The following is a 12,916-nucleotide window of genomic DNA, read 5'->3' on the forward strand; positions in this document are numbered from 1 at the left end:
GCCGGCCCCTCGCTCGCGCTTTCGTCCGGACCTCGACAAACCAGGAGTGCAGAAGCAGTGTCGACTTCGTTCTCGCCGGTCATCGAAACCGTTCTCCAGCAGTCGTCCCGTGTTCTCCAGACCTACGCCGTGGACGCCGGCCTTGTCGCCGAGCACGCAAATGGGGAACGCCGTATCACCCAGGGGGGATACGGCGACCGTCAGCTATTCGAACTCGTTCAGAACGCGGCCGACGAAATCGCCGACGAGCCGGGCGGAAAGATTCATGCTGTACTCACCGAGACGCATCTGTACTGCGCCAACGAGGGAAATCCGGTCACTCCGGAGGGTGCCGAGACCATTCTCCGGATGAGCATGTCGAAGAAGCGCGGCGGCCAGATCGGGCGATTCGGCGTCGGCGTGAAATCGGTCCTCGTGGTGACTGACACCCCTGAATTCTTCAGCCGTACGGGGAGCTTCGGTTTCGACCGCGCCTGGTCGTACGAGCAGATCAGGTCTGTGCCCGGTGTGGTCGAGCGCTACGGCCCGGAGTTCGACGCCCCGGTGCTACGCATGGCCCGTCCGCTCGACACGCAGGCCGAACGTGCCGCCGATCCTGTCCTTGACGAGTTGCTGACCTGGGCGACCACCGTCGTCCGCCTCCCGCTGCTCGCGAAGGCGGACGACCGGCTGGGCCGGGACATGCACGGCAGCCGTGCCAAGGGGAGCGGCGAATCCCGCGAGGAGTTCCCGGTGGGCTTCCAGCTCTTCTCGCCGCATGTCGCGAAGGTCGTCCTGGAGGACCGCCGTCCCCGCCCCGTGGCCCGCCGCGTCCTGACCGCACAGCAGACCGGCGACCTGCACACCGTGACCGAGGAGAGGACCGGGAAAGCCACCGCCACGATCAACTGGCGTGTGTTCACCACCAGTCACACCCCGGGTCCGGCCGCTCGGGCGGACGCCGGCGAACTCCACGACCGGGTCTCGCTCGACCTCTCCTGGGGTGTTCCCGCCCTGGAGAAGGACTCGGAAAGCGGCCTGTACGTCAACTCGCGGGTCCGTGGCCGCGGCAAGTTCTGGTCCTTCTTCCCGACCAAGTACGAGATGTCCCTGAGCGGCATCCTCAACGGGGCCTGGAAGACGAACGAGGACCGGCAGAACCTGCTCGACTCCTCTCCGTTCAACCAGGAGATGATCAGGGTGTCCGCAGCGCTCGTCATCGACTCGCTCCCCGGACTCGCCCCTGCGGACGACCCCGCCGCCTACCTCCCCCTGCTGCCCGGCCGTGTGAAGGAGTCGATCAGCTGGGCGGACGAGTTCCTGACCCGGGAGATCTGGGCGCGGAGCGCGGTCCGTCCGTCGCTCCCCGATCAGGAGGGGGTGCTGCGCGTGCCCACCGAGCTGCGTGTGCACCCGCGGTTCGACAAGGATCTGAAGCGTCTCGCCGGTTGGCTGCGCATGTGGCACGAGTGCCCCGGTCGCCCCTCGGACTGGCTGCACCCCGCCGTCGAGGCCGACGCCCTGCGGTCGGGCAAGGTCGAACACATCCTCGCCGCCGCGGGGCACGAGCGGGCAAGCGTTCGCGAGTGGCTGGAGGCGCTCGTCGCGTGCGGCACCGCCGAGGCGTCCGCCACGGGCATCCGCATCCTCGCGGACATGGTCGAGGTCCGCTCTCCGTACGCCGAGGAAGCCCGGCACGCCCGGATCGTGCTCACCGAGGAGCACGGCCTCGTCGCCCCCGTGCCTGGCCGGGTGTTCCGTCGCGCCGACGAGGGAGGGCTGCGCGAGTCCCTGGTGTACGTGGCCGGCGAGATCGCGCAGGACTCGTCCCTCGCTCACGCGCTGAACGTCCTCGGCATCCGGGAGGCCGATGCCGAAGGTCGTTTCATCAGCGTCCTCGACCAGGGTTTCGAGAGCTACGGCAACACCGAGTGGGAGCGGTTCTGGGAGCTGTTCCGTCAGGCCGGTGGGCGCCGGCTCGCACACAAGGTGCTGGAGCGCGTGCCCGAACCGCGCGAGACCCTGCGTGTGCGCACGGCGGACGGCAGGTTCCGGCCGGTACGCGACTGCATGTTGCCCGGCGCGGTGGTCGACGCCGAGCGTGACCCGAGCATCGCCGTGGACACCAAGTTCCACTCCGACGACCTCTCCATCTTCCCGGAGATCGGCCTGCGCGAGCGACCCTCGTCATCGGTGCGGCCGGAGGGCGACGCCTGGTTCGAGGAGTACCGGGAGGCGGTTCACGCCGCCTATCTGCGCGGGCTGGACGAGCGGGCGCCTCGCCCCGCACTCAACCGCATGAAGGTGGAGGGCTCCGCGATCGGCGGCCCCCTGCATCTGTTCCGAGTGCTGTCGGAGGAGTCGCGCGCGGCGTTCCTGAAGGCGCTTCCCGATGACGCAGTGGTCGACAACTGGACGCGTCAGATCGGCGCGCAGTCGAGTACCCGACAGGCCGTGATCTCACCGATCCGCTGGATGCTCAGGAAGTACGGGACCGTCGCCACCTCCCAGGGGATCAAGCCGCTGAGGGAAGCGGTCGGCCCCCAGCTGGCGGCGTACCGCGACGTGCTGCCGGTCTCCGACCTCTCGCCCGAGAAGGCCCGCAAGCTGCGGCTGCCCACCACGGTCGACGAGGTGCCGGCCGATCGCTGGGAGACGCTGCTGGCCGAGGTGTCCCGGAGCGAGGACGACGCCTTCGTGGGCGCCACGTACGTGATGCTGACCCGGTTCGGCGCGGACTTCCCCGAGGACTCTCTGACCCGTTGCCGGATCGGTGACGTCTGGGACGCCCGTCCCGACAGCGAGATCACCGTCGCGGTGGGTCCCGCCGAGTATCGGGTGTTGCGCGCGGAGCAGCTTCCGGCCCTGTTGGTGGCCACTCCGGCGGACGCCGATCTGATGGTGGAGAAGTGGGGCATGCTCCGCTACGCCGACGTCATCAGCCGGGAGACCCGCGAGGTCCCGGACGGCGATCCGGTTGCCCTGGTCGAGCTGTACCCGGCCCTGCGCCAGCGGCTGAACAGCGGCAACCGGAACAGCGTGGTGCAGCGGTGCACCGAGCTCGAAGAGGTCACCCGCACGCCGAACGGAACCAAGCCGCGCCCTCTGGACGCGGTCCACCAGGGGAGCACGGTAAAGGTGCGCGTCCCCCTCGACCCCGAGGCGATGCTGCGACTGATCGACCGCGAGCTGGAGCTCGGGCTGGGTGCCACCGGCTGCCGGGCGGTGCTGGAGCAGCAGGAGCGCATGGCTCGGGACAGCGCGACCAGGGCGGCGGTCAAGGCCGTACGCGACGCCGAGGACGTGGTCACCAAGATCGAGTTGCTGATCGGTGCGGAGGCGCTCCGTTCGGGGCTCCCCGAGGGCCTGATGGATGCCGAACTGCAGGAGACCAGCGGGGCCGAACCGTCCGGGCACAGGATCGCGCAGATGGCCTTCAACGCGCACGGTGACGGGGTCCTCCAGCAACACGCCCGCGACATCCAGGCGCGGTTCCCGAACGCGCCGGTGGCGTACGGAGGTTCCTCGGCCGCCGTCGCCTTCGTGTCGGACCTGAAACTGCCCGCCGCCTTCGCCGGTTCCCGGACACCCACTCCGCCGGCCTCCGAGACGGTGGACGGGCCGCGGGACTTTCCGGGCCTTCACGGCTATCAGGAAGACCTGGTCCGGAACATCATGACCCTGCTCGACCGGCTCGCGCCCCAGCGCGCGATGCTGTCGCTGCCCACGGGCGCCGGCAAGACCCGGGTCACTGCGGAGGCGGTGATCCGCTGGGTCAAGCGGGCGGGCGACCTGGAGGGTCCACTGCTGTGGATCGCGCAGACGGAGGAGCTGTGCGAACAGGCCGTGCAGAGCTGGAAGTTCGTCTGGAGCAAGGTGGGAGCGGAGCGGCCGCTCACCATCAGCCGACTGTGGAGCACCAACGAGGTCGGTGACGTCGTGGACCATCCGCACCTGGTGGTCGCGACGGACGCGAAGCTGGAGCGCTGCCTGGACACCGACGCGTACGCATGGCTGCGGCAGGCGTCGCTGGTGATCGTGGACGAGGCGCACACCGCCGTCTCCAAGCGATACACCCAGGTCCTGGGGCATTTGGGGCTGACCCAGTACGAGACCAGCAGGCACCTGTTGGGTCTGACCGCCACGCCGTTCCGGAACAGCAACGAGGAGGAGACTCGCCGGCTGGTCAGCCGTTTCGGCAACCGGCGCCTCGACGAGGGTGTCTTCCCCTCCGGCGACCCGTACCGCGATCTCCAGGATTGGGGCATGCTCGCGCAGGTCGAGCACCGCACCCTGGAAGGCGGTCGGATCGAACTGACCCGGGAGGAGAAGGAACAGGCCGAACGGATGGCCGTCATCTCCCGCGCCGCCGAGCAGCGTCTCGCCGACGACCACGCGCGCAGCCGCCGTATCGTCGACGAGGTGGCCGCCCTGCCGGAGGACTGGCCGACGCTGCTCTTCGCCACCTCCGTGGACCACGCCAAGTACCTGGCGGCCATGTTGAACGACCGCGGGATCCGGTCCGCCGCAGTGGACTCCACCACCAGCGCCCAGGACCGGCGCCGGCGGATCGAGGACTTCCGCGCAGGGCGGATCCGGGTGCTAACCAACTACGGTGTCCTCACCCAGGGGTTCGATGCCCCTGCCACCCGCGCGGTCGTGGTGGCGCGCCCGGTCTACAGCACCAACGTCTACCAGCAGATGATCGGTCGTGGCCTGCGCGGTCCCAGGAACGGCGGCAAGGACACCTGCCTGATCCTCAACGTCAGCGACAACATCGCCAACTTCGACACCAAGCTCGCCTTCACCCAGTTCGAGCACCTCTGGAGCCGTAAGTGACCGACGCCTACCTCGACAGCCCCACGCTCACCGACGAGCAACAGGCCGTGGTCGAGCAGCCCTGGGACGCCCGGGTGCTGGTCACCGCGGGCGCCGGGGCGGGCAAGACGCACACCTTGGTGCGCCGGCTCGACGCCCTGTGCGGGAACGAGGACCCGGACGAAGCGCTGGAGGCCGCGGAGATCCTGGTCCTCACCTTCTCCCGGGCCGCCGCTCGGGAACTGCGCGAGCGCATAGCCCGGCACGGTGAGCGAGCCCGACGGGTACGCGCCCAGACCTTCGACGCCTGGGCGTACGGCCTCCTCCGCCAGGCGTACCCGGACCGCGAGTGGCACGCCGTCGGCTTCGACGAGCGGATCACCGCCGCGGCCGAGGCGATCGAGAAGGGCGCCTTGGAGGGAGGGGACGCCGTCCCTCCCGCCCATGTCGTGATCGACGAGGTCCAGGACCTGTTGGGCACCCGCCGCGAACTGGTGGAGACGCTCCTCGACCGCTACCAGGAGAGCTGCGGCTTCACCGTCGTCGGCGACGCCGCGCAGTCCGTCTACGGCTTCCAGATCGAGGACCCCGCCGAGCGCGCGGACGAGACCGGCCGGTTCTTCGACTGGCTGCGCTGCTCCTTCCCCGACGACCTGGTGGAACTGCAGCTGACCCGGAACTTCCGGGCCATCACGCCCGAGGCCCGGATCGCGCTGGCCCACGGTCCCCGGCTCCAGCGGACCACCGACGCGGACGAAGCGGCCACGCTCTACGACGAGTTGCGTGACCTGCTCCTCGATCCGGCCAACGGGATGAGCGACCTCAGCGATCAGCTCACCCTGGACGGCCTCCGTGCGCTCCCCGACACCTGCGCGATCCTCACCCGCGACAACCGGCAGGCCCTGGTGGTCTCCGGCATGCTCCACGAGCGAGGCGTCGAGCACCGGCTCCGACGCCCCCTCGAAGAGCGCCCGGTGCCGTACTGGGTGGCCGAGCTGTTGCGCCGCACCGACGCCACCGGTCTCACGGAGGACCGTTTCAGCTCCCTGCTCGCGGAGATCCCGCTGCCGTACGAGCCGAACGCGAAGGCCCTGTGGACCGTGCTGCGTAGGGCCGCACGGGGTGCCGCGCGCAATGTGCTCGACCTGGAGCGCCTGCGCAGGTCGCTCGCCGACGGCAGGTTCCCCGACGAGGCCGCCGACCCGGAGACGGCCGGGGTAGTCGTCTCCACGGTGCACCGCGCCAAGGGCCTGGAGTTCGACCGGGTGATCGTCCTGACCCCGCCGACGATTGCGGAGCTCCGCAAGCAGTACAAGGAGGAGCTGGACCTGCCCGCCGAGGCGCGAGCCCTGTATGTGGCCATGACCCGCGCCCGCCAGGACCTCTACCACGTGCGCTCCCCCGACCTGCCGATGCTCAGGAGAGTTGGGGCCAGGAAGAACGGCCGCCGTTTCGTGGGCGGGTGGCGGTCGTACGACAGGTTCGGGATCGTCGCCGAGGCGGCCGACGTCTGCCGCGACAACCCGCCGTGCCACGAGAGCGACGCGCCGGCGACACAGGCTTATCTGCTGCAACAGGTACGTCCCGGCCATGGGGTGGTGCTGCGCAGGCGGCACGAGCTGCCGATGGGCGAGGAACAGAGCCCCCCGTACGACCTCGTGCACGACGGACGGGTCATCGGTGAGGCGTCGGAGCGGTTCCGCGAGGATCTGTTCCGGGTGCAGAAGGTGAGTCACAAGTGGGTTCCCTGGTGGCCGGAGGAGATCCACGGCCTGACGGTCGACGCGCTGGAGACCGTGACCGGCAGCAACGCGGCCGGCGCGAACGCCGGTGTAGGTGACCGGGGCGTGTGGATCACCCCCCGGATCACCGGCATCGGAAGGTATCGACGGGCCGACAAGGACGAGGAGCAGCACGCATGACGCACGGGGCAGGCCGATACGCGGAGCACTATCGCGTCCGGGACGAGGAACTCCTGGCAGGCCTCCGCCGGGAGCTGCTCGGCCCCGCGGCGGACGCCACGCCCGAGGATCTGGGCGAGGTGCTGACCCAGGACGCGCCGATCGATCGATATCTGACCGGGGTCCTCTATCCGCGCGCTGCGAACGCGGCCGCCGAAGAGCAGCTCCGTGACGATGAGCGCGAGCACGACGGCGTGGACATCACCCCCCAGCGCACCCGCGACAACATCGAGGAGTCCGGCACGGCTCAGGAGGTCGGCGCGGCGGGTGCCCGCCGTCCCTCGTCGATGGGCCTCACCTTCGCGGTGTGCCCGGTCATAAGCGACACGATCGTGATCTCGGCCCGTGCCGCCGTCTACGAGCCCACCGACGCGGAGGGCCGACCGATCTCCGCCCGTCGGGCCGAGGCTCGCACCACCTCCGAGCAGCGTGAGCAGTGGCGGCGGAAGCAGCTACCCCTGCCGGACACCACGGTCGACGTCACCGTGCCCGATCCCGATCAGAGATGGGACCTCGGTGGTGGAGCCGCGCTGCGCGTGAACGTGCGACGCGCCGACCGGACCACCGGCACCGTCACGGTCACTGTCACACTGGTCAACACCCACCGGGTCGGCGAGCGTGAACTCCAGGACGCCTTCGCCCTGTTCCAGTGCGGCCTCACGGTCCGCGCGGCCGACGGCTCCAGCGCGTTCGTCGAGCGCCCCGCTCCGGCCTCCGCCCATGACCCGGAGGTCGCCACGAGCCGGTTGCTGCACCGCCACGCCCCGACCTTTGCCGTCGGGCACGGCTGTTCCGCCGAGTGGGACTGGACACCGCCGCCGATCGGCATGACGGAGACCGTCCTGGCCGGCGTCCCCGAGGTGCGAAGCGAGTTCGTACCCAGCGTGGAAGTCCTGCTCACCGACTCCAACCCGGAGATCGACAGCTCCGCCCTGTCCATGCTCGGTCTGGCCGAACGCCCCGGCCCCGAGGTCCTGTCCGCCCTGGAGGCGCTGGCCGCCGGGTACGAGTATTGGATCGACCGCAAGGAGGCCGAGGCCGACGCCCTGGCGGGCACCGCACACGAGAAGCCGGCCCGCGAGCGGGTCGAGGCCTGTCGCGAGGCACTCGGGCGCATCCGCGAAGGCATCGAGCTCCTGGCGTCCAAACCCGATCTGATGCGGGCCTTCCGGCTCGCCAACCACGCCATGGCCGACCAACGCGCCCGTAGTCTCTGGGTGAAGAGCGGACGCGTCGGCGACCCCGACCCGGCCGCCGGCCGCTGGCGCCCCTTCCAGATCGCGTTCATGCTGCTGTGCCTGGCCGGCATCGACGACCCGAAGCACCCGGACCGAAACGTGTCCGACCTCCTGTGGTTCCCCACGGGTGGTGGCAAGACGGAGGCGTACCTCGGTCTGATCGCCCTCACCTCCTTCCTGCGTCGCATCCGCAAGGGCGCGGACGGCGGTGGGGTCACCGTGCTCATGCGTTACACCCTGCGCCTGCTCACGCTCCAGCAGTTCGAGCGCGCGGCGATCCTGCTCTGCGCCATGGAGCGCATGCGTCGGAGCGCACCCGAGTTGGGTGACGAGAAGTTCTCCGTCGGCATGTGGGTCGGCCGTTCGGCCACGCCCAACACCCTGGAGGAGGCCCAGCAGAGGCTCGCCGAGCTCCATGGGGATCTCGAGAGGCGTCTGGCCACCGAGAACCCGGTCCAGCTGCACGCGTGCCCCTGGTGCGGCACTCGCCTGGACGCCCGCGCGTACGAGGTGGACGAGGACGCCAAGCGCATGTTCGTCCGTTGCCCTGGAGACGGCTGTGAGTTCGCCGACGGCGACGGTCTGCCCGTCCACCTGATCGACGACGCGGTGTACGACGCCCGGCCCACTCTGGTGATCGCCACTGTGGACAAGTTCGCCTCGATGCCCTGGCGGCCCGCCACCGCCGCGCTCTTCAACCGGGACGACCCGAACGACGGCACCCCGCCGCCGGAGCTGATCGTCCAGGACGAACTCCACCTGATCTCGGGCCCGTTGGGCACGCTCACCGGGCTCTACGAGACCGCCGTGGACGCGCTCGCCGACCGCCCGAAGGTGATCGCCTCCACGGCGACGATCCGTCGCGCCGCCGACCAGGGTCGCAATCTCTTCGCCCGCGAGGTGCGCCAGTTCCCACCCGCCGGACTGGACGCCCGCGACTCGTGGTTCGCCGTGGAGACCCCTCGCGAGGAGAAGGCGAGCCGTCGCTACGTAGGTCTCCTCGCCCCCGGCACCAGTCAGTCCACCCTCTTGATCCGCACGTACGCCACCCTGCTGCACCGGGCCGAGCAGGCACAGACGGAAGACGAGGTGCGTGACGCGTACTGGAGTCTCGTCGGCTACTTCAACAGCCTCCGGCTGTTGTCGGCGGCCGAACTCCAGGTACACGACGATGTGGTGGCCTATCTGGAGCTTCTTGCCGAGCGCGAGGGGGTGTCGGTGCGCTCCCTCGCCAACTACTCGGAGCTGACGAGCCGTGTCGACGCCAGCGAGATCCCCACCCGTCTCAAGGGCATCGAGAAGAAACTCCCCGACGAGGACACCGTCGACGTACTCCTCGCCACCAACATGATCGCGGTGGGCGTCGACGTGGACCGTCTCGGTCTGATGACCGTCATGGGTCAACCGCAGACCACCGCCGAATACATCCAGGCCACAAGCCGAGTCGGCCGCGCGCACCCGGGCCTGGTCGCCGTCATGCTCAACGCGACCCGCTCACGGGACCGATCCCACTACGAGAATTTCCTGCACTTCCACTCCGCCCTCTACCGCGAGGTCGAGTCCACCTCCGTCACGCCCTTCTCCGCCCGCGCCCGCGAGCGAGGCCTGCACGCGGTGATCGTTGCCCTGGTCCGCATTCTGGTCCCGCAGGCCCGCCCCAACGAGGCGGCGGGTCAGGTCGACTCCTACGAAGAGGTGCTCCGCGAGGACGTCAAGGACGTTCTCCTGAGCCGTGTCCGAGCCGTCACGCCCGAGGAGACCGACGCCGTGTCCCGTGCCTTCGACGAGTTCGTCGACTGGTGGTGCGACGAGGCCGACACCCACGGCGGCCTGCTCTTCGAGCCCCGCCGGGGCAGCCGCCTCCCCTCGCTCCTGAAGTCGTACGACGACGAGTCCCAGGATGCCGAGGCCTGGTCCACCCTGTGGAGCCTGCGCGACGTCGACGCCGAGTCCGCACTGTTCATGGAGGCAACCCGATGACCCCGCCCCCCGCACGTCGCCGCCGTACCGGCACGAACAGCGCCGCGCCGGCCCGCAACCTGCCCCGCCGTGGCACGGTCCGTCGGGCTCAGGCGATCACCACGTACGGTGTCGGTTCGCTGATCGCCGTCGATCACGAGTCCTTCGTGGTCTCCGGTCTCGACGGAGCCGACGAGCACTGGAGCAGGGACGAAGCTCCCGAGATCCACGAGCGTCGCCTCGCCCGTCTCCTTGATGTCCAGTACTTCCGGCTGCCGCCCGCGTCCGACGACACCAGCAGGGACGGCCTCCGGGTACGCCGCTTCCCCCTCATGCACTTCTGCCCCGAGTGCGACGAGCTGCGACGACACCGCGACTTCAACCCCCCGCCCGGCCGGAGCGTCTGCGGCACATGCGAAGCAGACCTGGTGCCCTCGCGTTTCGTCATCGCCTGCGAGGCCGGGCACCTCGACGAGTTCCCCTACTGGCAGTGGGTCCACCGCTCCTCCGAGCGCGGCGCCACGACCGCCGGCCAGTGCGGTGGAACTCTGAAGCTACGCAGCTCGGGCCGTACCGCGTCGCTCCGCTCGGTACTCGTCTCATGCACCTGCGGGGTGTCCGAGGTCTCAATGGAGGGCTCCTTCCGCAGGAGCGCCCTGAAGGATCTCGGACTCCGCTGTCGCGGCACCCGCCCCTGGCTGGGCTCGGCCACCCCCGCGCAGAACTGCGGCCTGACCCCGCGCACTCTCCAACGCGGTTCCTCGGCCGTGTGGCAGCCGGTGCTGAAGTCGGCGCTCTCCATCCCTCCGTGGAGCGACGGCCGCGCCGACCCGCTGGCCGAACACTGGGGTGAACTCCGCAAGCTCGCGACACGCGCGGAAGTGGAGATGTGCCTCAAGTTCGCCTTCAAGGGCGAGAGCCCGGTCCCGATCGACGAAGTGATGGCGCTCCTCGACGCCGAACGCGAGGAGGATCCCGCCGGGGAGACAGCTCCCACTTTCGACCGCCGTTACCGTGCGCTGCGCAACAAGGAGTACGAGCGGCTCAGCTCGGGGAACGACGAGCGTGAGCGTTCTCGCGACGAGCAGTTCATCTGCGAGAACCCGGTGGGTGACACTGCTGTACTTCGTCCGCTCGGCGTGACCGGACCCATGCTCGTCAAGAAGCTTCGCGAGGTTCGCGCCCTGAAGGCGTTCACCCGACTCGCCGATCCCGACGCGCCGATCGAGTCCAACGAAGTGCCGCTCTCCGACTCCGAACTCACTTGGCTCCCCGCCATGCAGGTCCACGGCGAGGGCGTCTTCCTTCGTCTCGACGAGGACCGCCTCGACGCCTGGGAGAAAGCCCCCGCCGTGGCAGCCCGGGTCGACAGGATGCGCACGGCGCATCTGCGAGCGCTGGAGCAACGCGCGGACGATCCGAGCCGGGTCACCCCATCCCCCGCCACGCCTCGTATGGTGTTGCTTCACACGCTGGCCCACGTGCTCATCGACGAGTGGAGCCTGGAGGCGGGCTATCCGGCTGCTTCTCTGCGTGAACGCCTCTACGCCGCCGACGACATGGCTGGGCTCCTCGTCTACACCGCCACGAGTGACTCTGCCGGCAGCCTCGGCGGTCTCGTCGCCCAGGGCGAACCGGACCGCCTCGATCGAGCGATCCGTTCGGCCGTCCACCGTGCCGAGTGGTGTTCGTCGGACCCGCTCTGTGTCGAGTCGGAGGCCTCAGGCACCGCAGGAACGAACCTCGCGGCTTGCCACGCCTGCGTGCTGCTCCCGGAGACGAGCTGCGAGCACAACAACATCCTGCTCGACCGCGCGCTTCTCGTCGGCACGCCGGAAGAGCCCGGCCTGGGCTTCTTCGCGGGAATCGTGGAGTCCTGATTGGTGTCGGCGAGCGTGGACCGGAGGACCCGTGGTCTACGCCGCCGTCCCCATCAACTCCGCCAACCCGAACAACAGGGCGTACCCCGGTGGGAGTTGGGAGATCAGGCGGGCGGTCGTCGGCGTGCCCGCGCGCTCGGCGAGGACGTTCAGGACCGAGCTGGCGTGCCACCGGGCCGTCGCGGGGGTCGCGCCCTCGATGCGGGTCGCCATGGACTCGACGAACTCCCGTGCCGTGGGCTGGATGCTCTCGGGGGTGGTGGACGAGAGCGCCTCGCACGCCTCCGGGGGCAGGGCCTCGGCGAAGGCCGCGCGCGAGTCACCCGTCAGCACGCCGCCGAAGCCGGACAGCACGATCCGGGTGACCTGTTCGGCCTCCGCCGTCGTCGGGTACCGGCCCGTCTCGCGCACCGCCTCGACCAGGTTGGTCCAGTCGGAGGTCGTCATGGGGGATCTCGGCTGCATGGTCGTCACGGTCATCGTGGGGGCTCCTTTTCCGGACGTCGGGACAGCGAAGCTCGGATGCCCCGTGATCGCGGTGGCATGGGGGAGGTTTTCGGTCACTTTGGGGGGAGGGTGACCCGGTCGGTGAGTGCTCTGTGCCGCGCGTTAGCCTCGGCGGCAGGCATGCCGAACACGGCATACGGGACGACAGGAGACAAGTCATGGCCAAGGTTCCTGGCGCGTTGGTCGCCGCCACCGGGCTCGTCGGTGGGTACGGCGTCGCTCGTTGGACCAAGAAGCGGCCGCTCGGCGGGGTCGTGCTGGCCGCCGCCGGGGCCGTTGCCGCCCGCGAGTGGAACGCCCGAGCCGGGGCTCCTACGGCCGCCGCGCTGACCGGTGCGTACGTGGCCGGCTTCGCCGGCTCCCACCCCCTCGCCAAGAAGGTCGGCGCCTGGCCGTCCGTCCTCGGCGTGGCCGGCGCCGTCGCCCTCGCCTCCTGGGCCTTCGCGGACCGCCGGAGCTGAACACCAGGCCGCCGGCGCTGTCGCCCCGCTGAGACCGGGCCGGCCGGCGAGGCTGAACCCCGCCCGACCGGCGCCGTGGTCCTTGGCGCTGGGGACTCGCCAACCCGCCGAGG

At 69.9% G+C, this 12,916-nt stretch carries 6 protein-coding genes; 5 read left to right on the plus strand and 1 reads right to left on the minus strand.

The window, feature by feature from the left end; all coding sequences use genetic code 11:
- Positions 1 to 57 precede the first annotated feature (57 nt).
- The 4 genes from GT030_RS23335 to GT030_RS23350 are packed head-to-tail and all read left to right on the plus strand — an operon-like array spanning position 58 to position 11,835.
- Positions 58 to 4,818: a DEAD/DEAH box helicase gene (locus GT030_RS23335; RefSeq protein WP_161202764.1), complete on the plus strand. Its 4,761-nt coding sequence runs from the start codon at positions 58 to 60 to the stop codon at positions 4,816 to 4,818.
- Entirely contained in the window at positions 4,815 to 6,719 is a 1,905-nt protein-coding gene (locus GT030_RS23340; RefSeq protein WP_161202765.1) for a UvrD-helicase domain-containing protein, read from the plus strand. The genes GT030_RS23335 and GT030_RS23340 overlap by 4 nt, the downstream gene beginning before the upstream one ends.
- Positions 6,716 to 9,976: a helicase-related protein gene (locus GT030_RS23345; RefSeq protein WP_161202766.1), complete on the plus strand. Its 3,261-nt coding sequence runs from the start codon at positions 6,716 to 6,718 to the stop codon at positions 9,974 to 9,976. The genes GT030_RS23340 and GT030_RS23345 overlap by 4 nt, the downstream gene beginning before the upstream one ends.
- Positions 9,973 to 11,835: a DUF1998 domain-containing protein gene (locus GT030_RS23350; RefSeq protein ID WP_161202767.1), complete on the plus strand. Its 1,863-nt coding sequence runs from the start codon at positions 9,973 to 9,975 to the stop codon at positions 11,833 to 11,835. The genes GT030_RS23345 and GT030_RS23350 overlap by 4 nt, the downstream gene beginning before the upstream one ends.
- 36 nt (positions 11,836 to 11,871) lie before the next feature.
- Here the strand turns inward: GT030_RS23350 and GT030_RS23355 are convergent, their stop codons facing one another.
- On the minus strand, positions 11,872 to 12,315 hold the full coding sequence (locus GT030_RS23355) for a DUF2267 domain-containing protein (protein ID WP_161202768.1): 444 nt from the start codon (positions 12,313 to 12,315) through the stop codon (positions 11,872 to 11,874).
- 185 nt (positions 12,316 to 12,500) lie between these two features.
- On the opposite strand from GT030_RS23355, the gene GT030_RS23360 reads away from it, so the two are divergent.
- Entirely contained in the window at positions 12,501 to 12,803 is a 303-nt protein-coding gene (locus GT030_RS23360; RefSeq protein WP_161202769.1) for a hypothetical protein, read from the plus strand.
- Positions 12,804 to 12,916: the final 113 nt, after the last annotated feature.

Source organism: Streptomyces sp. SID1328 (genome assembly GCF_009865595.1).
Lineage (GTDB): Bacteria > Actinomycetota > Actinomycetes > Streptomycetales > Streptomycetaceae > Streptomyces > Streptomyces griseoluteus.

What these genes read in the sequence shown, in the direction of transcription:
- GT030_RS23345 (WP_161202766.1), top strand. Translation starts at nt 6,716, where the DNA reads ATGACGCACGGGGCAGGCCGATACGCGGAGCACTATCGCGTCCGGGAC.
- GT030_RS23350 (WP_161202767.1), top strand. Translation starts at nt 9,973, where the DNA reads ATGACCCCGCCCCCCGCACGTCGCCGCCGTACCGGCACGAACAGCGCC.
- GT030_RS23355 (WP_161202768.1), bottom strand. Translation starts at nt 12,315, where the DNA reads ATGACCGTGACGACCATGCAGCCGAGATCCCCCATGACGACCTCCGAC.
- GT030_RS23360 (WP_161202769.1), top strand. Translation starts at nt 12,501, where the DNA reads ATGGCCAAGGTTCCTGGCGCGTTGGTCGCCGCCACCGGGCTCGTCGGT.